Below are 23,928 nucleotides of genomic sequence, written 5' to 3'. Positions count from 1 at the left end.
CGCTGCGCAAATCGGGGAACAATCAAGGATCGTATTACCTGATTGTTCCCCTATCATATTCAATATTTTGCCTTATTTGACAAAAATTCACCCGTCCTGACACTGGTTCCCGTAGTTGTTTAACGAGTGATTTATTATGGAACCTGTTGATAGGATCAGGGCGCGCACAGAGGCGCTTCACGCTCTTGGCTTAAACCAGCAAGCCGGTTCTGAGGACATCAGAAACGCGTGGCGACAGATCGCCTTTCACGCACATCCCGATTGTTCCGAATCTGATACAGCAAGTTTCACCCGCGCGAAGGAAGCCTATGACCTGCTGCGCGAAGAAGGGTTGGCGGGCAAAGCTGCCTGTGCCGGTAAACCAAAGCGTCCCAAGCTGCGCAAACGCGTGATCACTCTGGAGGATGCAGACCTCGACGCCTGTCGTTCATTGCTCGACACGGCGCTTGCACATGTTCCGGAAGGGCAAGAAGACAATCAGGCCGAGGCGACGGTCGATCTGCGGGCCGACTCGGATCATATCCCCGAAGCGGTTGGTTGCTATGGTCGCAACCTGACCTATTTCGTGTCATCTCCGGTTTGCGAAGGGGCAAACCGCATCGCGCTTCCCACGTCGATTCTGGCCGGGACACGCCGCACCGAGACGCAGGTGCTTAGCTTTCAGTCCAAGGAAGCCGGCGCTGGCGAAGTCGTTGTCCCCGAGACAATCATGAACCGCGAGTTCCCCGGCGCAAAAAGCGTTCGTATTCGGTTTGAAGCGGATCAGAAAACGCAGGATGAGTTCTGGTTGGCCAGTTGATTTCGAAACAGAAAACCCGACTGAATCAGCCGGGTTTCCAACAGAACATTTAACCTTAGTTTGAAACAGGGCCGTCCGACGTGAATTTCGGGATGACGCTGGTTGACGCTGCATCGGGCTCGATCCCTGGCCAGTTCCCTTCGGCCAGGTTGATGTTTCCGGGGATATCCTCTTCGAAGAAGCCGACGACAACATCCGTGATGTTGAGATACAGCTTGTCGTCCACGATCCGCCACAGGTTGGGATTTGCCGGAACCTTGCCGCCGCGCGATACACCATAGGCACAATGCCCATCGTATTGCGGCGCGTAGAACGCGGGGTTCTCAAGGAATTTGTCGCGGTTCTCTTCGGTTGAAAACGCCCAGGTTGCCCCGTTGTAATCTGCGGTAATATCCGAGCGACCGCGCACCCCTTCGGGCTGCGACTGACCGACCGGAGCCTGATCAAGGCTGCGATAAGCCACGACGTCGTAACCTGAAACTGCATAACCGGTGCCATCAACATACTGGTCTCCGGCAAATGCAGGTAACGACATCGCCAAAGTAGCGGCTACGGTCAGGGCAAAGCGTTTCATGTGTTCAATCCTCATGTCCGAGGAGCGGTTCATCGCTCCGGTTTTCGGGTTCGGTCTGAGGATAGGTGATTTGTGTGCTCTGCGCAGTCCCGCTCGCGCCGCTGTGACGTCGCACGTGAAAACGTGAAGGTTTCGGCCCGTTTGTTACAAAAACGACCCAACTTCCGGGGTTGGACTCTGTTGTCTGCAATATTAGCTGTTGTGACGGACGGACAATTTACATGAAATTTTCTGGGAAAGACGGACAATGACCGAACAAACGACCTATACGCCCCCCAAGGTCTGGACATGGGACAGTCAGAATGGCGGCCAGTTCGCCAACATCAACCGGCCGATTGCCGGAGCGACACATGACAAGGACTTGCCGATCGGACGACACCCGCTGCAGTTGTACTCGCTGGCGACCCCGAATGGGGTAAAGGTAACGGTCATGCTCGAAGAGCTGTTGGCGCTGGGTCATGAAGGTGCCGAGTATAACGCATGGCTCGTCAACATTGGCGACGGCGACCAGTTCGGGTCGGGTTTTGTCGAGGCCAACCCGAACTCGAAGATCCCTGCCCTCTGGGACCGCTCTGGTGAAAAGCCTGTGCGTGTGTTCGAAAGCGCCTCAATCCTGTTTCATCTGGCGGAAAAGTTTGATGCCTTCCTGCCCAAATCCGGCCCGGAACGCGCAGAAGTCATGAACTGGGTATTCTGGCAAATGGGCAGCGCGCCCTATCTCGGCGGCGGGTTCGGGCATTTCTACGCCTACGCGCCCGAAAAGTTCGAATACCCGATCAACCGTTTCGCCATGGAGACCAAGCGTCAGCTTGACGTGCTGGACCGTGAACTGGCCGACAAGACCTATATCGCGGGCGACGACTATTCGATTGCGGATATTGCGATCTGGCCCTGGTACGGTCAGCTTGTTCTGGGGCGTCTTTACAGTGCGGCCGAATTCCTGGACGTCGACTCCTACAAGAACGTCATGCGTTGGGCCAAAGCGATTGACGAGCGCCCAGCCGTCAAGCGCGGCCGGATGGTGAACCGTCCATTCGGAGAGAAACACACGCAGCTTCACGAACGTCACGAGGCCAGCGATTTCGAAACCCGCACGCAGGACAAGCTTGAAGCCGCGGCGGAATAATGTGCTCAGACCTCGCGGGGATACGCTCCGCGAGGTTTTTCATTTCAGGATAGGCGGCTTTTCCGGATCGCTGCCCGGCGCAATCTGCGTCATGACGCGCGCTTCGGGCTGAGGTAAGTCAAAGCGCAATCCGACACGGGCCAACGCTGCTGCCGTCGCATCATGCGCCTTGAAGAACCCGACATCCATCGCCCCGGCCTCGATCCCCGAAAACGTCAGCGCCTCGGACGCGGCTTTGGCCAATGCAGCTTCGGCACCGTCGACAGCGTCAACAAAGCCCAGCATGTGCCCTGCCCCACCTTCTTGTGATCTGGTGCCCACAAGATACGCGGCCTGAGCCAACCCAACCGCAGTGGCCAGCTTGGTGTCCAGCGCGGTCAGCAGTTCATCCGGCAGTCCCACAGGCGGCACAAACTCCGCAAAGTGCTGCTCAACTTCTTCGGGTCCGTGTTGCAGGGTTGCCGCCAGCCAGCCCAGCGCATCGGACGGAATCAACATCGAAGACGGTGCCGTTTCCAGATTCAGGCCAAGACCGATACCCTGCCCCGCCAGCATCGACGACAGGACACGGCCTGACACCGCGACGTAGGGAACCGGGCGACCTGCGAATTGCGCCAGACGATCCTCACGATCGAAGGCCAGCACGAAACTGCCATCCGCAACGTCAAAAAGTTCGGGCGAGATGTTTTCGTCCCGCGCCTCTTCGGTCAGCATCAGGAACAGCTCGCTGTCCGCCAGCCGCTCAAAGAACCTCAGACGCGCGGCGTCATCCTGCGGCGCAGCGTCCATCGCGGCGTGGGCCGAGTCCAGCGCGGTTATCTCAGTCATTCAGAACCTCTTGCACCCGCGCTCGCAGGACCGGCAAAAGGTCGGACACGAACCACGGATTTTTCTTGATCCATGCCGTATTCCGCCAAGACGGATGAGGCAAGGCAAAGACCCGCGGCGCATGGTCCCGCCAGTTGCGCACAGTTTCCGTAACCGAGCCGGGCGCCTTGAGATGGTACTTGAAAGCGTGGCCGCCCACGAGGACTGTCAACGGAACCTCACCCAGCGTCTGCATTACCTTGTCATGCCAGGTTTGGCCGCAAACAGGGGGAGGCGGCAAATCCGCCTTGCGTGCATCATATCCGGGAAAGCAAAACGCCATTGGAACAATGGATACGCAGGAGCGGTCATAAAACGTGGCTTCATCCACCCCCAGCCATTCGCGCAACCGATCACCGGAGGGGTCCGTGAATGGCCGACCCGACGCATGCACCCGCGCGCCCGGTGCCTGCCCAGCGATCAAAATCGGTGTGCCCTTACGAAACCAGACAACCGGTTTCGGCTCATGGGCCGTCTCAGTTGCCGCGAACCGGTCCGCGCAAAGACGGCATGCAGAAATTTCTTCTTCGAGTGAATTCATAAGATCGCAAGGTTTCCTGAAGCAAACTGTCCGAGACTGACTCAGTAACGTAATCACGGCGAGGTACTTCTGAAACAGGTGGAAAAGTCACAATCCCAACAGGCCGGATCAGCACGCATTGAACATTTGTTTCATAATTCGACATAATGTAGCCAACATGAACAGATAAAAAATCTGCTTTTCCGCCGCCTCGTTCGGTAGGAAGTGACAGAAAATACAGCAGGCCCCGAATGCTAGAATTCGAGAATGTCAGTAAGTCCTTCTGGACCGGGACGCGCCGCAAGGTGATCCTGGACAGGGTCTCGTTCAGGGTCGAGCTGGGCAGATCCGTCGGCATTCTCGCTCCGAACGGGACAGGAAAAACAACGCTGATCAACATGATGGCCGGGTTGGAAAAACCTGACGAAGGTGTCATTCGCAAATCTTGCCGGGTGTCGTTTCCAATGGGCTTCACCGGCGGCGTGTCCAACAAGCTCTCCGCCTTGGAAAACGCGCGGTACATCGCCAAGATATATGGCATGGACCCTGATTACGTCGAAGCCTATTGTAGCTGGCTGTGCGGTCTGGGCGAGTATTTTGATCAACCACTGGCCACCTATTCGTCAGGCATGAAAGCACGTTTTACCTTTGCGCTCATGCTGGCGTTGGACTTCGACATGTACCTCATTGATGAGGGGATGCCAGCCACGACAGACGTTGAGTTCAACAAAAAAGCCGGCGATATCCTGCGGGAAAGGCTGCGCACCACCACTTTGGTGATCGTGTCGCACAGCCCGCAAGTGCTTGAGAAATTCGCGCGACAAGCGGCTGTGCTGGTGGACGGCCAGCTTTACATGTTCGACACCTTGGAAGAGGCAAAACAGCTATATGACTACCAAACCCAAGGCTAGAATTTATAACTGGCGGCGCAAACGCAGCGGATCGGGCACTGCCGAGGCCCGCGCCGACGCGATTTCGCGTATCCGAAAGGCAACCAGCGCACCCGCGGCCAACGAACCGCAGCCGGGCACGGATATTGACGAGATCAAACAGGAAGGCCTGACCGGACGGCAGCTCAGGATCGCCCGACGCCTTGCCCACAAACACGGTTTGGCCGCAACGTCGGATTACGACGCGGTTCGGTTGTTGCGAAAGAAAGGCATAGATCCCTTTGAACGCGCCAGTCTGCTGGACCTTGCAGCAGAAAAAAAACGTGTCGAGGACGAAGCGACAGACAAGATCAAGATTCAACTGCCTCAGACGTTCACTGAAAGTCCTCAGAACCTGCCCGGTCCTGAATTGAACCCGGCACAACGTCGGGAATTCGAGATCAGCGAAATACAAAAGGACATCGCACGTCGCCGTCGCCGTAAACTGTTTGCCCTGTTTGCGCGGCTGGCTGTGTTTGTTCTGCTGCCGACAATACTTGTTGGAATGTATTTCTACCGCTACGCGACGCCGATGTATGCCAGCGACTCGGCCTATTCGATTTTGCAGGCCGATGGCGGAGGAGCGGCGTTTGGCGGTTTTCTGGCCGGAACCCAATATGCCACCGCGCAGGATTCGGTCGCAACGCAGGAATTTCTGGAATCCAAGGACGCTCTGATCAGGTTGGAGCGGGATATGGGTTTCTCGGACATCTTCAAACAAGAGTGGATTGATCCGATCCAGCGCCTTGCCCCGGACGCAAGCCTTGAAGAAACCTACAAACTCTACAAGCGAATGGTCACGATCGGATATGACCCAAGCGATGGCATCATCCGTATGGAAGTTGCGGCCCCCTACCCTGAAGTCGCGGTGGGATTGTCCGAAAAACTGCTGTCTTACGCCGAAGAAACGATCAATGGCCTGTCCGAATTGAAGCGCGAAGACCAGATGCGGGACGCACTGGAAAGCTTTGAACTCGCGCAGGAAGAACGCAGGCAAGCGCAGGAAGCCCTTATTGAACTGCAACTGCAGGGCGCGATTCTGGACCCCGAGAACGTCATTGTTGGCTTGCGCACGCGCATTAATACGCTTGAAACTCAGCTTCAGGATAAAGAGCTGCAATTGGCGGCGCTATTGGACAACTTGCGCCCGAACAAGGCCAAGGTAGACGGCGCGCGCGCCGATATCGCGCGGCTGGAGGCCGTTCTTGAGGAACTGAATGCCGAGATGCTGGATGTTTCTGGCGGCGAAAACTCTCTAGCCCGATTAAGCGTGCGGATTCAGATGGCGCAGGCTGACCTGGCCGCGCGCGACATGATGCTGCAAACGGCACTGCAGCAGATGGAAACCACCCGGACAGAGGCAAACCGAAAGGTCCGATACTTATCTGTGTCAGTGAACCCCGTCCCCAGCCAGGATCCGACTTATCCACGGAAATTCGAAAATACGATTTTGGCTTTCCTGTTGTTTGCTGGTATCTACCTGATGATCTCGCTAACAGCGTCGGTCCTTCGTGAACAGGTATCCTCGTAAGACACATGAAACATGTAAAAATCTCCGATCTCACGGTCGGCAATGATCTGCCTCTGACGATCATCGCCGGCCCCTGTCAGCTTGAATCGGCTGATCATGCCCAAATGATTGCGGGTAAAATGAAAGAAGCCTGCGATGCCGCGGGTGCCCAGTATGTTTTTAAGGCCTCTTATGACAAGGCAAACCGGACTTCTTTGTCCGGCAAGCGGGGTATGGGGATTGATGCCGGGCTGAAGGTTCTGGATGATATCCGCAAAACGATGGGTATTCCGGTTCTGACCGATGTCCATACCGAAGCCCAATGCGCCACCGCTGCCGAAGCCGTGGACGTCCTGCAAATCCCGGCGTTTCTGTGCCGCCAGACGGACATGTTGCTGGCTGCGGGCAATACCGGCAAGGCCGTGAACGTCAAAAAGGGTCAGTTCCTTGCCCCATGGGAAATGACCAACATTGTCGACAAGGTTGAAAGCACGGGAAACCAGAACATCCTTCTGACCGAGCGTGGAACCTCATTTGGGTACAACACGCTGGTGGCCGATATGCGAGCGCTGCCTCAGATGGCGCAAACCGGGTATCCTGTTGTCATGGATGCGACCCATTCGGTTCAGCAACCCGGCGGCAAAGGAGGTTCGTCCGGCGGACAGCGCGAATTTGCACCAGTCATGGCCCGGGCTGCTGTCTCTTTAGGCGTTGGAGCTGTTTTCATTGAAACCCATCAGGATCCCGACTCGGCACCTTCTGATGGCCCGAATATGATCCCCCTGGATCAAATGCCTCAATTGATTGACACATTGATGCGCTTTGATGCACTGGCCAAAGCCAACCCAATTCAAATTTGAACAAGAGCAATAAAATGACCAAACCCATCCCCGAGGTGACCCCAAACACCTGGAGCTTTCTGCGCGACCCGATGATCAAACCCACCGGGTTTCGCGAATATGACGCCCGTTGGAAATACCCCGAAGAAATCAATCTGCCCGGCATGACCGCCCTTGGTCTGGGTCTGGGCACGCAGATGCGTAAACGCGGGATTGAACCGGTGATCGCGGTCGGTAACGATTATCGCGACTATTCGCTGGCCATTAAGAACGCACTGATCCTGGGACTGGTGCAGGCGGGGATTCAGGTTAAAGATATCGGCCCCGCGCTCAGCCCTATGGCTTATTTCGCGCAGTTCCATCTGGATGTGCCTGCGGTGGCGATGGTCACGGCCAGCCATAACCCGAACGGCTGGACCGGTGTGAAAATGGGCTTTGACCGCCCCCTGACCCACGGTCCTGATGAGATGTCCGAGTTACGCGATATCGTCCTGAACGGCGAAGGCGTGGCGCATGAGGGCGGATCATACGAATTCGTCGATGGTGTGAAAGAAGCCTATATCGACGATCTGGTCGGTGATTTCAAAATGTCGCGTCCGCTGAAAGTGGTCTGCGCGACCGGGAATGGCACGGCCTCGGCCTTCGCGCCCGAGATATTTGAGCGGATGGGCGTCGAAGTGGTCCCCAGCCACAACCGGCTGGATTACACCTTCCCCAATTACAACCCCAACCCCGAAGCCATGGAGATGTTGCACGACATGGCCGATACGGTGAAGTCCAGCGGTGCGGATATGGCGCTGGGGTTTGACGGCGACGGCGACCGGTGTGGTGTTGTTGACGATGAGGGTGAGGAGATCTTCGCTGACAAGGTCGGCGTCATCATGGCGCGCGATCTGGCGAAACTGTACCCCAACTCCACCTTTGTGGCCGATGTAAAGTCAACCGGTCTGTTCGCCAGTGACCCTGAGTTGCAGGCCCGTGGGGTCAAGGCGGACTATTGGAAGACCGGCCACAGCCACATGAAGCGCCGGGTCAAGGAAATTAACGCGCTGGCCGGGTTCGAGAAATCGGGCCACTACTTTCTGGCTGAACCCATTGGGCGCGGATATGACTGCGGGATGCGCGTCGCGGTCGAGATTTGCAAGCTGATGGATCGCAATCCGGATCAAAGCATGTCGGATCTGCGCAAGGCTCTGCCAAAGACGTGGTCAACGCCGACCATGTCCCCCTATGCGGCGGATACCGAGAAATATGACATCCTCAAGCGGTTGGTCGACAAGCTGGTCGCCAAGTCCGAAGCGGGCGAGACCTTTGCGGGCCGTGCAATCAAAGACGTCGTGACCGTCAACGGTGCGCGGGTCATTCTGGACAATGGAAGCTGGGGTCTGGTGCGCGCGTCGTCAAACACACCCAATCTTGTGGTGGTCTGCGAAAGCAGCGAAAGCGAAGACGAAATGCGTGCAATCTTCGCGGATATTGACGCCGTCATTCGCACCGAACCCGGTGTTGGTGACTACGATCAGACCATCTGATCTTGCCATAGGGTTGGGGCGCAGATAACGCCCCACCCCATCAATCTGCGCCAAGCAGTTTCAAAAGCCCTTTCTTGGCTTCCTCTTCAAGCTTCTTCTTTACCGCTTTTTCAAGGCTTTCGCTGTCCGTGACAGCGGTGCCCAATTCGTCCCCGACCTTTTCAAGGACTTGCTGTTTGGCGTCGCCTTCCAGTTCCTTGATCTTTCCCTCAGCGGCGGCCTCGATCACTTTGCTCAGGTCCGGTTGAATCGAGGGGTTGCTCCACGGCCCCACGATCCTGACCGGCACAGACAATCCCTGACCCGAGTTGGCCCGCAACGCGGTCGGCGTGAACAGATAGTCGATATTGCGCGCACCTATGCCGACCGTGCCCTGACCGTCGGCCCTGAAGATATCCAGCGACATCAGCAGATCCTCATTCCTGAGAACCCCTTGATCAATGGTGAAGCTGGCCGTCAGGCTGTTGAACACCGTCGCGCCACCATTCCCGTCTCCGCGCCCCATTATCCGGTCCAGATCAATCCCTGAGATCACCCCTCTGCCGATATCCAGCCGACCCTTGCCACTGAGAGAGCGCATGATCTGATCTTCGGTCTGACCCACCCCAAGAAACTCAAACGATCCAGAGCCGGTGCCAGATAAACGAGTGATATCTGCCAAAGTGGTCAAAGCAGATTGGATGTCGATGCCTTCGGCCTGAAGATTACCGCCAACTGACAAACCGTTTCTGTTATTTGCCACGACCTGACCGGTCAGTTTTCCGGAAAACAGCGTGGCGGGATTCATTTGAAGCACCGCTCTTGAACGATCGAGGTTCAGCGTCAGGTCACTTGGCCCAAGGGTGAGTTCGGGTACAGAAATCGAGTTGGCCGTAAGTCGGATTTGTCCATTGGCCAACGCAAGGGCCGAGGCGTCGATTGGCGCGGTCGACCACCCTTCCGCGGCCGCAATCGTCGCCGATCCGCCGCCGCCACCACCTTCGCCAGAAGGCGCGTTAAAGCGCGATAGATCAAGATCACCGCCGTCCAGCCGAGCTGTGATCTGCGGAGGGTCCGAGATCACGATATCCGCCTCTCCGGTCAACCGGTTGTCGTCCAGTTGCGCCACCATTTCTCGCAGTGAGATGCGGCCTTCGCTGGTGTAGGTCATATGGCCCGCGACTTCGGCAGTTCGCCCCAAACCAAGCGGCACGACAACGCCGGCCTGCCCAAAAGCGGCCAGCATCCTTTCGGTGTCTTGGGTTTTGACATGCAGTTTGCCGTCCATCTCTCCGGCGAGGTTCACTAAGCCATCGAAATCCACTTCGCCGCCCGGTGCCCGCAAAAGCAGCTCCAGTGGCGCCGCAACGCCAGTGGCGTAGGCAGGCAAGTCCTGGATTTTCAGATCAACCTCTACCTTGCCACCGGGGACGCCCATTTTGGCTTCGACAAATAGCGGGGCAGTCACATCAGGCCAGTTTGCCGAGAGGTCCACGTTCGCAAAGTCGAACTTCACCGCGTTGTTTTCCACATAGACCAGACGGGCGTTGGTCAGTTCCAGAAAGTCCAGCGTGACCGTACCCGTCGCACTTTGCGAGGTCGCACTGGCCGTATTGCCAGAGGATACAGGCGCCGCCCGGTCGAATTGCCAGTTGCCGCGCCCGTCGGACAGCTCAAGCCGCAGCGTTGGGTTTTCTGCGATGATCCGACGGATCTTCAGATCGCCCGAGATCAATGCCGCGGCATCCACACCAACCGCCATGCTGTCGGCGCTCAGCATGGGCTCAGGTCCGGCCCAAGACGCGTTACTGAATGTCACGGGGCCGGTTTCCATGCCCAAGACCGGCCAGAACGACAGATTTACATCGCCGGACAGTTTCAAATCTCGTCCCGTCTGGGCGCGCACCTGCTCGGCCAGGATCACCGCGAGCTTGTCCCCGGGCATCAACAAAAATGCTCCGCTCACCAACCCGATAACGGCCACAAGAAAGAAGGCAATGCGCAACAGCCATTTCATTTTTCTGCTCTCCGCTTATCTGGCATGCGTTGAAAAGATCATTCAAAGCCTGCGCAGCATTTGCAAGGGGAAGCGTTCCCCACTATATGCCGCGCCATGACCACGAACCCGCCGAACCTCCGCCCCGACCTGGCACCTGCAGCCCGGATCACCGAGACACCCCGCGCAAACCAGCCCACCATTGGTATGGTGTCTTTGGGCTGCCCGAAAGCGTTGGTCGACAGTGAACGCATCCTGACCCGCCTGCGGGCGGAAGGGTACGGGATATCGCCCGATTATTCAGGCGCAGATGCCGTGATCGTGAACACCTGCGGGTTTCTCGACAGCGCCAAGGCGGAATCACTGGACGCGATCGGCGAAGCTCTGGTCGAGAACGGCAAGGTCATCGTCACGGGATGTCTGGGGGCCGAGCCGGACTACATCCGTGAACATCACCCCCGTATCATGGCCGTCACCGGCCCGCATCAATATGAACAGGTATTGGATGCTGTACATCAGGCGGTGCCGCCCGATCCCGACCCGTTCGTGGACCTGCTGCCTGCGGCAAGCGTGCAACTGACCCCACGCCATTACAGCTATCTGAAAATCTCGGAAGGCTGTAACCACAAATGCAAGTTCTGCATCATCCCCGACATGCGCGGTAAATTGGCCAGCCGCCCCGCCCATGCTGTCCTGCGCGAAGCGGAAAAGCTGGTCGACAATGGCGTGCGCGAGTTGCTGGTGATTTCTCAGGATACCTCGGCCTATGGGCTGGACCGCAAATACGACGTGAACCCGTGGAAAGACCGTGAGGTCCGCAGCCATATCACCGATCTGGCGCGTGAGTTGGGGCAGTTCGATGCATGGGTGCGCCTTCACTATGTCTACCCCTATCCGCATGTGCGTGAGCTGATCCCGCTGATGGCGGACGCGGGCTGCAACGTGCTGCCCTATCTGGACATTCCGTTCCAGCACGCCCACCCCGACGTTCTGAAACGCATGGCTCGCCCTGCGGCTGCGGCCAAAACGCTGGATGAGATCGCCGCATGGCGCGCCACTTGCCCGGATATCACTCTGCGGTCGACCTTTATCGTCGGCTATCCCGGCGAGACCGAGGCCGAGTTCCAGACCCTGCTGGACTGGATGGACGAGGCTCAGTTGGATCGTGTCGGATGCTTTCAATACGAAAACGTGGATGGCGCACGGTCGAACGACTTGCCGGATCACGTTCCGGCCGACATCAAACAGGACCGTTGGGAGCGGTTCATGGAAAAGGCGCAGGCGATTTCCGAGGCAAAGCTGGCTGCCAAGGTTGGCCAGACACTCGACGTGATCGTGGACGAGGTCGATGACGAGGCCGCCACCTGCCGCACCAAAGCCGACGCACCAGAGATTGACGGCAACCTATTCATCGACGACGCTTTTGAAAGCCTGAAGCCCGGCGACATCGTTTCGGTCGAAGTGGATGAGGCTGGCGAATACGACCTTTGGGGCAAACTGGTCTGACCTGCTCACCCAAGATCGTTGCGGCGTGAAACAAGTTTATTGGCGTTTTGCGCCCATTTGGTTGATCGTGACGGGACAACCTGCCTTTAAACCAGGAGGGTCCCTTGTCCAGTTTGCACCGCTTTGGCCTGAACCTGTTGGCGCTGGTCGTTGCCGTCCAGTTTTTCGCCGAGCCCGTTTACGCCAATAGCAAGCAAACAGGCGGTTTCCTTTTCATTGGGTCCGACACGGTCAGCCTGCATCTTCGTAGCAAGCACCAAGTCCATAGATATTATGCCGCTCCGAAGGTGTATCACCGCAAATCCAAACCATCGGTACACGGACACAAATCCAGTGCGACCAGCCTTGAATACACGGGCAAACCCAAGGCGCATTCCCATAAAGGCCACCGCTACAAAGCCAAGTCAAAGCGGTATTATGGCAAACCGGCGAAGCGGTATCACCACTCGGTACACAGCCCCTTCAACCGATTGTCTTCGCCCTATCACATTCCGCAAAACTATGGCATTCGACGCCGCTGACCGTGGTTAACATCCAAGGTCAGAACAGGCTGACTAGTCCGATTATCCACGCCACACCTGCGGCAACTGCAGTCAGCGCGACAGCGGCACTCGCCGCGTCTTTGGCCTGCCCCGCCAATATGTTGTGATCTGTGGACGTATGGTCCACTGCACGCTCAACGGCCGTGTTGAACAGCTCTGCCACCATCACCAAAACGCCCAGCACAATAATCAACGCGCGCAGGCCGTCAGACAGGGGCAAAGAAAGGGCCAAGGCGACGGAAACAAGGTTGGCCCATGCCCAAGCGCGAAACGAATACTCATCCTTCCACGTCGCGGTCAAACCCTGCCAGCTCCAACGCGTGCGATCCTTTAGACGAATAAAGAAATTTTTCATGGGCCCTCTGCTTTCAGACAGGGCCGACAGAAACCTGATGGAAGGCTGCTAGGCAAGAAAAAACCGCCGGGAAAGGCGGTTGGACGTCAGGTGCAGGTGGCCCGAGCGTGGGCCACCTGCGAAATTCTTATTGAGCGACAGGGTTACAAACGGTCTGTCCAGCCTCGGTTGTTGCCAGTTCCGTACCTGCCGGGCAGCTCGGCGTGCCGAACTTGTCATACTCAGGTGTGATGTAGACCGGTGCCGGCTCTTCTTGTTGCGAGCATGCAGCCAGGATCAGGGCAATTGCGCTAACGGCGGCGAATTTAATTTTCATGTCCGTCATTCCTCTATCAATTTTCTAGTATTGCCCTGAAATTCGGGGCCGTCTCAAAAATACGCCGTCCATGGCTTTTTTGCAACAAAATCAATCACGAAAATGTGAAAACGGCAAAACCACGCTACTTGGCCTGCAGCGGTGTTGCCCCCTACAGTTTTGCCAAAAGCGCTCTACAGTTGGAAAACGACAATCGCAAATCACGGAGTAGCCAAATGTCAGAAGCGCCTATTATCGCACAAAAAGCCCCATATCCTGTCGAGGTAACCGAGGGCAAAAGCTATTTCTGGTGTGCGTGCGGCCAATCCAAGCGGCAGCCGTTTTGCGATGGCTCGCACAAGGATACGGGCATCGAGCCGGTGAAATTTACAGCGGACGCAAACAAGAAAGTGTTTTTTTGCGGCTGCAAACACAGCGCAAATCCGCCGCTTTGCGACGGTTCGCACTCCAAGCTCTGACTACCTTTTCAGTGAGTTGAGGGTATCGGCGTTGGCGCAGAACTCTGGCGCCTCCTCCGCTGTGGCCTGCCGCTCGGCAAGCCATACCACGCATTGCTCACCGCACTGGGATGCACGGCAGCGTGTGACCATTTCGGCGTAGCCTGCGGGGGAAATTCGTTTATCCGCGATTGCTTCGGTCAGAGACACATCAAGGCATCTGGCAACGGACCGGGTCAGCCAGAAGTGTTTTTCAATGTCGCCCAGAACGTCCTTCATCGTCAGCTAACCTTTGACTGCTGCGCTTTTAGTGCCTCAAAGCGCGTGCGGTTGGGACATGTTGCCGGAGGGCGCGCCGCACCTTTGGTGTCATCCAGCCAATCGGGGCACCTGTCAGCCCACGTACACCCCTGACATGAGCGCACCATCTTAGCCCAGTCTTCCTGCGACAATTGCCCCTTCCGGTGTGCGGCCACGACGTCAGTGCCCGTTGCCTGCCCCATGCGCAGCACAAGACGCAAATGGGTCATGATGTGACCCAGCCTCTGCATCACTTGTTCGCTTCCGGGATCAATTGGGCGAACAGGTGTGAGTTCCGACAATATTCTGGCGTTTTTTCCAGCGCCTCGGACCGTTCCATAAGGCTTTCACAATGATCCGGGTTTGGGCATCCGCTGCATCGCAGAACTGATTCCGAAATCTGGTCGATCGAGATTTCGCCACCAAGCGCGGCCGCCTCCAGATCAACGCCAACTTTTGACGCCATGTTGTCTACCAGACCGGCGTGCCGCCTAAGCGTTTCTCGGCTGTGCATTCGACATCCTTTCCCTAACGCGTTTAGGTAAGGATAGCCGATGCCGGAACGCTGGCATTTGACTCAGGTCAAGAGGGCGATGCGATATGGTCGAGATAGGCGCGCGTGGCGTCCTGTACGCGACGAAAGCGGTCTCCGCCCAGTTTCTTACCACCATACCAACGTGTGACGATGATCACGTGACCTTTCAGCTCGGCGCGCTCCATCATCCGCAGGATCACCATACCCGCACCGCTTTCGCCATCGTCGGCCTTGAGCGCGCCGGTGGGTAGAACTGCGGCCCAGGTATTGTGAGTGGCCTTGGCATAGCTTTTGTCAGATTTCAGCTCTTGCAGGACGGCGTCCACATCATCGCGCGTGGCCACAGGTGCGCCGGACACGGCGTATTTCGATCCGCGATCCGTCAGGATCACGCCCATGCGTTCAATTGCGGTCATTGTGAAAGCCCAAGCTGCCGTGCGGTTTCCACGACAATCTGAACACGCTGCTCGTTGGGTGGATGCGTTCCCAGAAAACTGTCATCCGGGTCAGGCAAGCGGTCAAAATACTTGGCACCGATCAAAGGGTTGTACCCGGCCTTATACGTTATGACTGTGCCCAACTGATCTGCTTCCAGTTCGAAATCCTTGATGTAAACCTGTGCACCGACCTGAGCGCCCAATTTCTGAGCCTTTTCTACTCCGGCCCCGTCTGCCCCGCCCAATCTGGCCAGTTCGCCAAAAATCTCGGCGCTTTCGCGGGCGTTTACGGTTTGGCGCGGAATATGTCTTAGGATGTGATGCGCCGCCTCATGCCCCATGACAAAAGCCAATTCATCTGCGTTTTGCGCGGATTCGATCATGGACCGCGTGAAAATGATGACCGGCTGGTTGTTTTCATCCAACGTCTGAAAGGCGTTGGCCGGGGCTCTTGGGTTCAGATCGACCACGATCGTGAAATCGCAATTGGTGACATTCCGGCGGTTGAGGCATTCCGATCTGGCCTGCTGACCAACCTGTCGGCTGATCTCCTGAAAGGTCGCGGCCTCAACTTGAAAATCGTCCCTGTCCTGTTGCCATTCTTCCGCTGGCTGAACGCGCAAAGTGTCGGCAACGCAGGCCGCCAACGTCAGGGGAAACAACAGTAAAGTCAGACGGCGCATGGATCATCCTTTGAAACGGTCATGCCGTTTTCCAAACCATAGCGCGGGACGTGGGGGACTGCCACAGCCTGAATGCGATTGAACGGGTTGCAATGCGGTTCGCCGCCCTTCACTGTTGGCTCATGTTTTCGATTGAGCATGAATTCGACTCGACGGTGATCACTCTGGTGGACGAAGGCGCAAAGCCTCTGCAAGAAGATGTGGTCATCAATAATTTCGCTGAATGCGTGACGCTGGAACAACTGGACCCGCGCACGGACAAGGTGCAGAAGATTACCTTGTCCCCCGAACAGGTCCGGGATCTGGCGGCGGCGCTGGACTTGCCCGAAGGGGTCTATCAAATCCACGAAACGCCACGTCAGGGTTCATAGACAAATACCTTGTCCCGCGCCGCATGTCCGCGCGCAAGCGACAAATGGGATGGCGCAACCCCCAGCGCAGACGCAAGGATGCGGCACACCGCCTGATTTGCCTTGCCATTTTCAGGGGGCGCTGTGACGTGAATGCGGAAGGACCCATTGTCATACGTCATTCGGTCCGACGCGGATTTGGGTATGACCTTAACTTCGAACGTGGCACCCGGCTTGGCCAAACGGGTCAAGTCCGGCAGGTCGCGCGGTTTTGGTCTGGCCATTCCATCCTCCAATTCACGAACATTCTTGCACGACCGGCTATTGAATGAAATTGATCTGGGAAACCAAGCCGGTTCCACTTGAAACCCGCCAGGTGTTCAACCAGATAGACACTGCTTATGTAAAGGAAGTTAACATATGTCCTTGAAAAACCCGGCCGCCTTGGAGTTCTTACAATCGCGCCGGTCCCGGCCTGCCAAAACTCTGATCGCCCCTGCCCCGACCCGCGAACAGTTGCAGCCACTTTTGACCGCTGCGGCGCGCTGCCCGGATCATGGCAAGCTGGAGCCATGGCGGTTTATCGTGATCGAGAAAGGCGCAATGCCGCGATTGACCAAGCTGACGCACGACAGAGGCATGGCCCTGGGCAAGTCACCCGAAGACATCATTAAGGCGCGCAGCCAGTTCGAATTGGGTCATCTGGCGGTGGCCGTGATCGAGGTACAGAAGCCGTCTGAGAAAATTCCGTCAATTGAACAGACCTACTCGGCGGGTGCCGTGTGTCTGGGGCTATTGAACGCCGCGCTTGCGTCTGGTTGGGGGGCAAACTGGCTGTCGGGCTGGCAGACCCATGATCCGGACTTCTGCCGTGCCGCATTCGGGCTTGCAGATCATGAACGGGTGGCCGGACTGATCCATATCGCAACCGAAGGTGTTGCCCCGCCTGAACGCCCCCGCCCTGATGTTGACGCGCTTACAGAATGGGTTTCGGAATGATGATCCTGAATGCTTTTTTCGCGGCATTGGGTCAGATCGGGGACCCCAAGTTTCGCTCGGTTCTGTTTCGCGGTGTTGGTCTGACGATCGTCCTGCTGATTGCGGCCTGCGCGGTGGCGATCTGGCTGATCAACTGGTTGGCCAGTGGTGAGATTTCGTTGCCATGGATCGGCGCCGTCCCGTGGTTAAACGACGTCCTGAACTACTCGGGCATTTTTGTGGTTCTGGTTCTTCCGGTTTTCCTGATGATGCCGGTCGCCTCGGCCATTATCTCGATGTTTCTGGAAGAGGTCGCGCAGGCGGTCGAAGATAAACACTATCCAGCCTTGCCCTCTGTGCCCGGCATTCCGTTCAGCGAAGGGCTGCGCGATGCGATCAGCTTTATGGGTGTGCTGATTGTTGCCAACCTGCTGGCGCTGATCCTTTATGCCATCTTCACACCGTTGGCCCCGTTTATCTTTTGGGCGATGAACGGGTTCTTGCTGGGGCGCGAATACTTCACTCTGGCGGCCATGCGCCGGATTGGGCGCGATGGCGCACGCAAATTGCGCGCAAAACACTCGGCAACAATCTGGATGGCGGGAACGCTGATGGCGATCCCTTTGTCAGTGCCACTGGTGAACCTCGTGATCCCGATTATCGGAGCCGCCACATTCACCCATATCTATCACAGGCTGTCGACCTGAGGATCAGTTGCGCGGCTCCAACTGGTTCAACCAGTCAAAGTCGCGCACCGAGATTACGCCCGAGATGATGATCCCGGCGATGATCGCCCAGAGCACCACCGAAATACCGGTGGTGATCCACAGCTTTTTCTTCATGTGATGCACTTCCGGGGCACCCGCATGCGTGCCCGGAACAATCTCACCCAGATCGCCTTGCGTCTTGATGCGGACCGGCAGCACGACCAACAGCGTCAGGAACCAGATAACGGCGAACAGAACCAGTGCAGCAGTGATCGTCATGACAGCCTCGCTTGGGTTAGACCTGTTCTAGCTCGACCAGGCAGCCGTTAAAGTCCTTGGGATGCAGAAACAGCACCGGCTTACCGTGGGCACCAATCTTGGGCTCGCCCGAGCCCAGCACCCGCGCGCCGGTTTCCTTCAGGTGGTCACGCGCGGCGATGATATCCTCGACTTCATAGCAGACATGGTGAATTCCGCCTGCGGGGTTCTTTTCCAGAAACCCGTTGATCGGGCTGTCATCGCCCAACGGATAGAGAAGTTCGATCTTGGTGTTGGGCAGTTCGATGAACACGACGGTCACGCCATGATCGGGTTCGTCCTGCGGTGCGCCGACTTTGGCCCCCAGTGCAGTGCGATACTGTTGGGACGCGGCCTCAAGGTCCGGTACGGCAATGGCAACGTGGTTCAGGCGACCAATCATGAAACTCTCCTCTGTTCTGCGTTGCAGCGGTTTATGAGGGCAGTTCGGCCAAAGAACAAGTGCGCCAAATTGCCGTTAACGCGGTGTTAGCCAGAAGTTCCTAGCGTGAGGCATCTGCTGATTAGGAGTTCTGCCATGGACGATTCGAGCCACCTTGCCTCTCCCGCGCAGCCGACCGCCACGCGGCCTCTGCTGGGTCAAACAATCCTGGTTGTCGAGGACAGCCGGTATGCCTGTGACGCAATCCGGCTGATGTGCCTGCATTCCGGCGCGCGTATTCGTCGGGCGGATTGTCTGAAGTCGGCTAGGCGGCATCTGCAAATCTATCGACCGTCCGTGATCCTTGTGGACATGGGGCTACCCGATGGGTCGGGGGCCGAGTTGATTGCCGAACTGGTCGAAGCGACCCCGCGCATCGGTGCCATTCTGGGAATGTCAGGGGATGATCACACCCAGAGCACGGCATTAGAGGCGGGCGCTGACGGCTTTCTGGCAAAACCGCTGAAATCGCTGGCCTATTTCCAAACCTCAATTTTGGAACGCTTACCCGAGGATCGCCGCCCAAACAGCCTCCACGCTGTTCGGGAGGAGGTAATCAGCCCGGACCCGATGGCCTATCAGGATGACATGGCCCATATCGCCGATGTCCTTGCTGGCCCAAATGATCACCGCACCCTGGATTATGCAGCGCAGTTCCTGCGCGGCGTAGCACGGGATGCGGATGACGCGGTGCTGGCGGACGCAGCCCGGAAACTTGCCACGTCCCGGGCCGACGGAACTCCCGTCACCGCGTTGGCGGCTCAGGTGGCCGGAATTGTACAGGCCCGGCTTGAACAGCGTGAGGCGATCTGAATGGCCGCTGCCTATTTCACGACGGCCACCATCCTGTGTCTCTGGGCGTATCTGCAGACGCGCGCGGCGGCACGAAAGATACGGCGGGCACGAGACGATTTGATCGACCCGGTCGAAAAAACCGGGCAGCTATAACTGCAGGTCTACTGAAAGTTCGAACGTCAACCCGCCGCGTGGTCGGCGACGGGTTGCATCTTACTCCTGAGGGATGATCCGCAGACCCAGTTCCATCAACTGATCCGACGTCGGGTCAGAGGGCGCGTCCATCATCAGGTCTTCGGCGCGCTGGTTCATCGGGAACATCATGACCTCGCGGATGTTGGCCTCATCCGCCAGCAGCATGACGATCCGGTCGATGCCCGCAGCACAGCCGCCGTGCGGCGGCGCGCCATAATGAAACGCATTGAACAGCGCGCCAAAGCGGGATTTCACCTCATCCGCGCCATAGCCTGCCAGCTCAAAAGCCTTCAACATGATCTCGGGCTTGTGGTTCCGGATCGCGCCCGAGACCAGCTCATACCCGTTGCACGCCAGATCGTACTGATAGCCACGCACGTCCAGCGGGTTGCCGTTCAGCGCCTCCATCCCGCCCTGCGGCATCGAGAACGGGTTATGTTCAAAGTCGATCGCGCCGGTTTCTTCGTCCTGTTCATAGATCGGGAAATCCACGATCCAGGCAAAGGCAAAGCGGTCTTTCTCAGTAAGACCCAGCTCATCACCGATCACGTCACGAGCTTTACCAGCCACCTTTTCAAAGGCCTTCGGCTTGCCACCCAGGAAGAACGCCGCGTCCCCGACACCCAGGCCCAGTTGCTGACGGATCGCCTCGGTGCGTTCGGGGCCGATGTTCTTAGCCAGCGGGCCTGCGGCCTCCATTCCCTCGCCTTGATCGCGCCAGAAGATATAACCCATCCCCGGCAGACCCTCTTTCTGGGCAAAGGCGTTCATGCGATCGCAGAACTTACGGCTGCCGCCCGTGGGCGCTGGAATGGCGCGGATTTCGGTGCCGTCCTGCTCCAACAGCTTTGCGAAAATCGCAAAGCCAGACCCGCGGAAGTGGTCGGAGACCACTTGCATTTTAATCGGGTTGCGCAGGTCGGGCTTGTCGCTGCCATACCACAGGGTGGCGTCCTTGTAGGAAATCTGCGGCCACTCCTGATCGACCTTGCGACCTCCGCCGAATTCCTCAAACACGCCGGTCAGAACGGGTTGGATTGTGTCGAACACGTCCTGCTGCTCGACAAAGGACATCTCAAGGTCGAGCTGGTAGAAATCGGTGGGCGAACGGTCGGCACGCGGGTCTTCATCGCGGAAACACGGCGCGATCTGGAAATACTTGTCGAAGCCCGACACCATGATCAATTGCTTGAACTGCTGCGGCGCCTGCGGCAGCGCGTAGAACTTGCCGGGATGCAGGCGCGACGGCACCAGAAAGTCACGCGCGCCTTCGGGAGAAGACGCGGTGATGATCGGCGTCTGGTATTCGCGGAAGCCCTGATCCCACATGCGTTTGCGCATCGAAGACACAACGTCCGAGCGCAGGGTCATGTTGCGCTGCATCGCCTCGCGGCGCAGGTCGAGGTAGCGATAGCGCAGGCGGGTTTCCTCAGGGTATTCCTGATCGCCGAACACCATCAGCGGCAGTTCGTCGGCAGCGCCCAGCACTTCCAGCTCACGCACGTAAACCTCGATCTCGCCGGTGGGCAGTTTCGGGTTCACCAGATCGGCGTCACGCGCTTTGACGGTGCCGTCGATGCGGATACACCATTCGGAGCGCACCTTTTCCAGTTCCGCAAACGCCGCGCTGTCGCCGTCGCACAGCACCTGCGTCACGCCGAAATGGTCGCGCAGGTCAATGAACAGCACGCCGCCGTGATCTCGGACACGATGCACCCAACCGGACAGGCGGACGGTTTCACCGACATTGGCGGCGGTCAGAGCGGCGCAGGTGTGGCTGCGATAGGCGTGCATGGATCATATCCCTTCGGGCGCAGAATTCGTCGCGCCGATACACCCTGTCAGGCTTGGAAAGTCAAGGCGGGTCAGCCCGTCAAAACGGCCTTTGCACGTTGCCCGAGTAGAAATAGATGCCCAGACCTGCCGCAAAGATGATGTTCCCCGCAATCGCGTGCAGCAGCACCGCGTAGAAAAACGAGTCGCGTCTGCGATAGGCCCATGTGAACAGCAAGCCGCCGCCAAAGGTCATGATGGCGACGATCCAGCTCCAATACATCAGGTGAGCCAGCGAAAACAGGGACGCATTCAGCAGGTAAAAGGCGCGGCCATCTGGTAAAATCGCGTGGTATCTGCGGCAAAACAGGACGCGAAACAGCAATTCCTGCGGCAATGCCGAGACCAAGGGATAAAAAGTCCAGATGACAATCAGAAACTCGGGCCGGTTGCGCAGCAGAAAGAACGCGGCATCGGGCTTTGTGGACATGACAAGTGCCGCGCAAAATACCGTCATTGCGGCGGTAAAAAGAGCCACCTCGCCCCAAGACCAGTTGCGCCAGTTGTATCGCAGTTCAGCCCAGGCAAAGCCGGGCGTATTGTGCAAAAGCAATATGCCCAGTGCCGTAAAAGTGAACAGGGACGGGAACATCCAGTTCGGCGGGAAGAACACCGCGATCAGAACCGGAACCGCCACGAAGAACAGTCCAAATTCCAATCGCAACCGCAAAAGCGGCGCCGCGCGGTCGGCCCAATCGGTTTGTTTGCTCACTCTGCTGCCAACTCCGCTCGGATCAGACCACGCAAGGAATTTCCTACGAAGACCATTTCCGCATTTCGCAGATCGGTCAAGGTCAGAGCGGCCTCGGTAACTTCTTTATTATCAAGCAATTCTTCGCGCAGGATGCCGGGCAGCAAACCGCTGGACAGTGCGGGCGTCAGGCGGCGGCCATCCGGCATGTGCAAAAACAGGTTGGTGATCGTGCCCTCGCACAGTTCCTCACGCTCGTTGAGGAAAAGCAACTCGTCGATCCCCTTGGGCAGTGCAGCGCGGGCCGTGTCATAAAGCGCCCGCTGGGTTGTCTTGTGTTGCAGCCAGATATCCGAGGCTGCCAGGCGCTGATCCGCCACAGCCACCCGCCAGACCGGTGGGTTCTCGGCCAAAGCGCCAGTCGTCACCTCAATCTGGCCGTTCGCCGCCAGGGTCAAACGACAGCGCAGCGGCGACGTCCCGGCGGCACTATCCAACGCCTCCTCTGCCTGCTGCGTTACGAACGGTATCCCAAGTGCCTTGGCCGTGCGGTCCATCCGCGCCAGATGACGATCGCGACGCACAAAGCCCTGCCCCGGCTGGAAGGCCAGCGTTTCGATTATGCGGAAGTCAGGGTCATTTGGCGGGCGAAGCGGGCTTTCCATAACGCCTCCTCATATTCTGACGGGGCGGTGCTGTCCCAGACGACGCCGCCACCCACGTTTAAGGTCGCTTTGCCATCTTCGACCATCAGCGTGCGGATGGCCACGTTAAACTCCGACCGCGCATCCGGGGCCGCCCAGCCAATGGCGCCGCAATAGATGTCGCGCGGCCAAGGCTCTAGGTCAGACAGAATCTCCATCGCACGGATCTTGGGCGCGCCGGTGATCGAGCCGCAGGGGAACAGGGCCATCAGGATATCCGACAGCTCGGCCCCCAGATGAAGCTGCGCCTGCACCAACGAGATCATCTGGTGCACGGTCGCGTAGGTCTCGACCTTGAACAGCTCGGGCACTTTGACCGAGCCGGGCAGAGCCACGCGGCTGATATCGTTGCGCAGCAAGTCGACGATCATCAGGTTTTCGGCGCGGTTCTTATCGTCGCTCGACAGAAAATCACGGCGACGGGCGTCCTCGGCCATGTCTTCGCTGCGCGGTTGGGTGCCTTTCATCGGCCGGGTTTCGATTATCCGGTCGGCATCCGTGCGAAAGAACAACTCGGGCGAGCGGCTGAGCAGGTCAGGCAGGCTGTCCTGCTGCACAAGCGCCCCATGACCCACAGGCTGCCCCGAGGCAAGAGCGGCGTACAAAGCAGCGCTGTCACCCTCGACCGTCAGATCAATCGGAAAGGTCAGATTGGCCTGATAGATGTCGCCTGCGCCGATGGCATCATGCACCTGCTGAAACGCGCGGGTGTATCGCGCCTCGTCCCAGCGGGGCACAAACCCGGTAACTCTGCCCCGATTGGCGGTCAGGTCGGTAGAACTGGGCGCGTCATATACGCCGAAACACAGCAACGGCAGGCGGCGTTCGACAGGCATCCGGTCCGCAAGGCGCGGCTCAAGCGCATAGCCCAGCTCGTAACTGGCATAGCCTGCCAACCACGCACCGTCTGCGCGTGCGTTGTCCAGCGCCGCCAATGCCTGGGGCACCTCCTCCGCCGTGTCAGCGCGGATCACGTCTGTTGGCCGGTCGAAAGTTGTCCCCTGCCCGGCCGGGCCCTGATCAAAACGAATACGCAAGTGCATCCTCATTTGCCGTGCTGCGCGGTATAGAGAATACGGCAGCAAGGGAAAGAGGGGAAAGCGGCAATTTCACCCCCGTTTCCGATACCCCTTGAACCTTTTCGCGCGGTCCCT

32 protein-coding genes are annotated in these 23,928 nt (G+C 57.9%); 14 read left to right on the top strand and 18 right to left on the bottom strand.

The genetic code is table 11. The features are described 5' to 3' along the window. Window positions 1-136 precede the first annotated feature (136 nt). Window positions 137-799 carry a DnaJ domain-containing protein gene (locus ACR0MS_RS10480; protein WP_480572502.1) on the top strand — a complete coding sequence of 221 codons (663 nt, stop codon included), beginning with the start codon at window positions 137-139 and terminating at the stop codon, window positions 797-799. 55 nt (window positions 800-854) lie between these two features. Here the strand turns inward: ACR0MS_RS10480 and ACR0MS_RS10475 are convergent, their stop codons facing one another. Continuing rightward, window positions 855-1,373 carry a YHS domain-containing (seleno)protein gene (locus ACR0MS_RS10475; RefSeq protein WP_480572505.1) on the bottom strand — a complete coding sequence of 173 codons (519 nt, stop codon included), beginning with the start codon at window positions 1,371-1,373 and terminating at the stop codon, window positions 855-857. 247 nt (window positions 1,374-1,620) lie between these two features. On the opposite strand from ACR0MS_RS10475, the gene yghU reads away from it, so the two are divergent. Next, window positions 1,621-2,499 (top strand): glutathione-dependent disulfide-bond oxidoreductase, encoded by an 879-nt coding sequence (gene yghU / locus ACR0MS_RS10470; RefSeq protein ID WP_480572508.1) that lies wholly within the window; start codon window positions 1,621-1,623, stop codon window positions 2,497-2,499. Window positions 2,500-2,538: 39 nt separating this feature from the next. On the opposite strand, the gene ACR0MS_RS10465 is transcribed toward yghU, so the two are convergent. Together ACR0MS_RS10465 and ACR0MS_RS10460 are read right to left on the bottom strand one after the other, a co-directional pair. Then, window positions 2,539-3,327, bottom strand: a complete 789-nt coding sequence (locus ACR0MS_RS10465; RefSeq protein WP_480572511.1) for an SseB family protein — start codon at window positions 3,325-3,327, stop codon at window positions 2,539-2,541. Continuing rightward, window positions 3,320-3,907, bottom strand: coding sequence for a uracil-DNA glycosylase family protein (locus ACR0MS_RS10460; RefSeq protein ID WP_480572514.1), 588 nt, complete (start codon window positions 3,905-3,907; stop codon window positions 3,320-3,322). The genes ACR0MS_RS10465 and ACR0MS_RS10460 overlap by 8 nt, the downstream gene beginning before the upstream one ends. 230 nt (window positions 3,908-4,137) lie before the next feature. On the opposite strand from ACR0MS_RS10460, the gene ACR0MS_RS10455 reads away from it, so the two are divergent. The 4 genes from ACR0MS_RS10455 to ACR0MS_RS10440 are packed head-to-tail and all read left to right on the top strand — an operon-like array spanning window position 4,138 to window position 8,696. Beyond that, a complete protein-coding gene (locus tag ACR0MS_RS10455) occupies window positions 4,138-4,797 on the top strand; it encodes an ABC transporter ATP-binding protein (protein WP_480572516.1) in 660 nt (219 codons plus the stop codon). Beyond that, the gene (locus ACR0MS_RS10450; protein WP_480572519.1) at window positions 4,775-6,346 is read left to right on the top strand and encodes a KpsE/RkpR family capsule polysaccharide export protein; all 1,572 of its coding nucleotides are present in this window, start codon (window positions 4,775-4,777) and stop codon (window positions 6,344-6,346) included. The genes ACR0MS_RS10455 and ACR0MS_RS10450 overlap by 23 nt, the downstream gene beginning before the upstream one ends. Before the next feature lie 5 nt (window positions 6,347-6,351). Continuing rightward, window positions 6,352-7,185: a 3-deoxy-8-phosphooctulonate synthase gene (gene kdsA / locus ACR0MS_RS10445; RefSeq protein ID WP_480572522.1), complete on the top strand. Its 834-nt coding sequence runs from the start codon at window positions 6,352-6,354 to the stop codon at window positions 7,183-7,185. Between the two features lie 14 nt (window positions 7,186-7,199). Beyond that, window positions 7,200-8,696: a phosphomannomutase/phosphoglucomutase gene (locus tag ACR0MS_RS10440; RefSeq protein WP_480572525.1), complete on the top strand. Its 1,497-nt coding sequence runs from the start codon at window positions 7,200-7,202 to the stop codon at window positions 8,694-8,696. Between the two features lie 40 nt (window positions 8,697-8,736). Here ACR0MS_RS10440 and ACR0MS_RS10435 read toward each other — a convergent pair whose 3' ends face one another. Beyond that, complete coding sequence (locus ACR0MS_RS10435; protein ID WP_480572528.1) at window positions 8,737-10,692, bottom strand: AsmA family protein; 1,956 nt, start codon at window positions 10,690-10,692, stop codon at window positions 8,737-8,739. Between the two features lie 96 nt (window positions 10,693-10,788). On the opposite strand from ACR0MS_RS10435, the gene rimO reads away from it, so the two are divergent. Beyond that, window positions 10,789-12,177 (top strand): 30S ribosomal protein S12 methylthiotransferase RimO, encoded by a 1,389-nt coding sequence (rimO, locus tag ACR0MS_RS10430; protein ID WP_480572531.1) that lies wholly within the window; start codon window positions 10,789-10,791, stop codon window positions 12,175-12,177. 104 nt (window positions 12,178-12,281) lie between these two features. Continuing rightward, window positions 12,282-12,698, top strand: coding sequence for a hypothetical protein (locus tag ACR0MS_RS10425; RefSeq protein ID WP_480572534.1), 417 nt, complete (start codon window positions 12,282-12,284; stop codon window positions 12,696-12,698). Window positions 12,699-12,717: 19 nt separating this feature from the next. On the opposite strand, the gene ACR0MS_RS10420 is transcribed toward ACR0MS_RS10425, so the two are convergent. Continuing rightward, window positions 12,718-13,074 (bottom strand): diacylglycerol kinase, encoded by a 357-nt coding sequence (locus tag ACR0MS_RS10420; protein ID WP_480572537.1) that lies wholly within the window; start codon window positions 13,072-13,074, stop codon window positions 12,718-12,720. Window positions 13,075-13,201: 127 nt separating this feature from the next. After that, on the bottom strand, window positions 13,202-13,390 hold the full coding sequence (locus ACR0MS_RS10415) for a hypothetical protein (protein WP_180884275.1): 189 nt from the start codon (window positions 13,388-13,390) through the stop codon (window positions 13,202-13,204). Between the two features lie 215 nt (window positions 13,391-13,605). Between ACR0MS_RS10415 and ACR0MS_RS10410 the strand changes: the two genes are divergently transcribed. Further along, entirely contained in the window at window positions 13,606-13,848 is a 243-nt protein-coding gene (locus ACR0MS_RS10410) for a CDGSH iron-sulfur domain-containing protein (RefSeq protein ID WP_480572703.1), read from the top strand. Here the strand turns inward: ACR0MS_RS10410 and ACR0MS_RS10405 are convergent, their stop codons facing one another. From ACR0MS_RS10405 to ACR0MS_RS10385, 5 genes are all read right to left on the bottom strand, one after another. Continuing rightward, complete coding sequence (locus tag ACR0MS_RS10405; protein ID WP_480572540.1) at window positions 13,849-14,106, bottom strand: DUF6455 family protein; 258 nt, start codon at window positions 14,104-14,106, stop codon at window positions 13,849-13,851. It lies immediately after the preceding gene. Between the two features lie 2 nt (window positions 14,107-14,108). Next, window positions 14,109-14,378 carry a DUF6455 family protein gene (locus tag ACR0MS_RS10400; protein ID WP_480572705.1) on the bottom strand — a complete coding sequence of 90 codons (270 nt, stop codon included), beginning with the start codon at window positions 14,376-14,378 and terminating at the stop codon, window positions 14,109-14,111. Continuing rightward, window positions 14,378-14,641 (bottom strand): DUF6455 family protein, encoded by a 264-nt coding sequence (locus ACR0MS_RS10395; protein WP_480572543.1) that lies wholly within the window; start codon window positions 14,639-14,641, stop codon window positions 14,378-14,380. Before ACR0MS_RS10395 ends, ACR0MS_RS10400 begins: the two co-directional genes overlap by 1 nt. A gap of 68 nt (window positions 14,642-14,709) precedes the next feature. Next, complete coding sequence (locus tag ACR0MS_RS10390) at window positions 14,710-15,078, bottom strand: YigZ family protein (protein WP_480572546.1); 369 nt, start codon at window positions 15,076-15,078, stop codon at window positions 14,710-14,712. Continuing rightward, window positions 15,075-15,782, bottom strand: a complete 708-nt coding sequence (locus tag ACR0MS_RS10385) for a M48 family metallopeptidase (protein ID WP_480572549.1) — start codon at window positions 15,780-15,782, stop codon at window positions 15,075-15,077. Before ACR0MS_RS10385 ends, ACR0MS_RS10390 begins: the two co-directional genes overlap by 4 nt. 122 nt (window positions 15,783-15,904) lie before the next feature. On the opposite strand from ACR0MS_RS10385, the gene ACR0MS_RS10380 reads away from it, so the two are divergent. Further along, on the top strand, window positions 15,905-16,153 hold the full coding sequence (locus ACR0MS_RS10380) for a hypothetical protein (protein ID WP_480572552.1): 249 nt from the start codon (window positions 15,905-15,907) through the stop codon (window positions 16,151-16,153). On the opposite strand, the gene ACR0MS_RS10375 is transcribed toward ACR0MS_RS10380, so the two are convergent. Next, window positions 16,141-16,416, bottom strand: coding sequence for a DUF167 domain-containing protein (locus ACR0MS_RS10375; protein ID WP_480572554.1), 276 nt, complete (start codon window positions 16,414-16,416; stop codon window positions 16,141-16,143). The genes ACR0MS_RS10380 and ACR0MS_RS10375 overlap by 13 nt on opposite strands. A gap of 136 nt (window positions 16,417-16,552) precedes the next feature. Here ACR0MS_RS10375 and ACR0MS_RS10370 point away from each other — a divergent pair, with 136 nt between their 5' ends. Beyond that, on the top strand, window positions 16,553-17,131 hold the full coding sequence (locus tag ACR0MS_RS10370; protein WP_480572556.1) for a nitroreductase family protein: 579 nt from the start codon (window positions 16,553-16,555) through the stop codon (window positions 17,129-17,131). Further along, entirely contained in the window at window positions 17,131-17,817 is a 687-nt protein-coding gene (locus ACR0MS_RS10365) for an EI24 domain-containing protein (protein ID WP_480572707.1), read from the top strand. Before ACR0MS_RS10370 ends, ACR0MS_RS10365 begins: the two co-directional genes overlap by 1 nt. A 3-nt stretch (window positions 17,818-17,820) precedes the next feature. Here the strand turns inward: ACR0MS_RS10365 and ACR0MS_RS10360 are convergent, their stop codons facing one another. Both ACR0MS_RS10360 and mce read right to left on the bottom strand, forming a co-directional pair. Next, complete coding sequence (locus tag ACR0MS_RS10360; RefSeq protein ID WP_480572558.1) at window positions 17,821-18,096, bottom strand: DUF1467 family protein; 276 nt, start codon at window positions 18,094-18,096, stop codon at window positions 17,821-17,823. A gap of 16 nt (window positions 18,097-18,112) precedes the next feature. Further along, window positions 18,113-18,517 carry a methylmalonyl-CoA epimerase gene (mce, locus tag ACR0MS_RS10355; protein ID WP_480572560.1) on the bottom strand — a complete coding sequence of 135 codons (405 nt, stop codon included), beginning with the start codon at window positions 18,515-18,517 and terminating at the stop codon, window positions 18,113-18,115. 135 nt (window positions 18,518-18,652) lie between these two features. Here mce and ACR0MS_RS10350 point away from each other — a divergent pair, with 135 nt between their 5' ends. After that, entirely contained in the window at window positions 18,653-19,369 is a 717-nt protein-coding gene (locus tag ACR0MS_RS10350) for a response regulator (protein ID WP_480572562.1), read from the top strand. Next, a complete protein-coding gene (locus ACR0MS_RS10345; RefSeq protein ID WP_480572564.1) occupies window positions 19,370-19,504 on the top strand; it encodes a hypothetical protein in 135 nt (44 codons plus the stop codon). It begins immediately after the preceding gene. 60 nt (window positions 19,505-19,564) lie between these two features. On the opposite strand, the gene aspS is transcribed toward ACR0MS_RS10345, so the two are convergent. The 4 genes from aspS to ACR0MS_RS10325 all read right to left on the bottom strand — a co-directional run bounded on the left by aspS (window position 19,565) and on the right by ACR0MS_RS10325 (window position 23,817). Further along, window positions 19,565-21,340: an aspartate--tRNA ligase gene (gene aspS / locus ACR0MS_RS10340; protein WP_480572566.1), complete on the bottom strand. Its 1,776-nt coding sequence runs from the start codon at window positions 21,338-21,340 to the stop codon at window positions 19,565-19,567. Window positions 21,341-21,419: 79 nt separating this feature from the next. Continuing rightward, window positions 21,420-22,091 carry a CPBP family intramembrane glutamic endopeptidase gene (locus ACR0MS_RS10335; RefSeq protein ID WP_480572568.1) on the bottom strand — a complete coding sequence of 224 codons (672 nt, stop codon included), beginning with the start codon at window positions 22,089-22,091 and terminating at the stop codon, window positions 21,420-21,422. After that, a complete protein-coding gene (locus ACR0MS_RS10330) occupies window positions 22,088-22,735 on the bottom strand; it encodes an aminotransferase class IV family protein (protein ID WP_480572570.1) in 648 nt (215 codons plus the stop codon). The genes ACR0MS_RS10335 and ACR0MS_RS10330 overlap by 4 nt, the downstream gene beginning before the upstream one ends. Further along, window positions 22,690-23,817 carry an aminodeoxychorismate synthase component I gene (locus ACR0MS_RS10325; protein WP_480572572.1) on the bottom strand — a complete coding sequence of 376 codons (1,128 nt, stop codon included), beginning with the start codon at window positions 23,815-23,817 and terminating at the stop codon, window positions 22,690-22,692. The genes ACR0MS_RS10330 and ACR0MS_RS10325 overlap by 46 nt, the downstream gene beginning before the upstream one ends. Window positions 23,818-23,928: the final 111 nt, after the last annotated feature.

The sequence above is a fragment of the Ruegeria sp. CJ2 genome (assembly GCF_056536745.1).
This window is presented reverse-complemented; position numbering and strand designations above follow the sequence as displayed.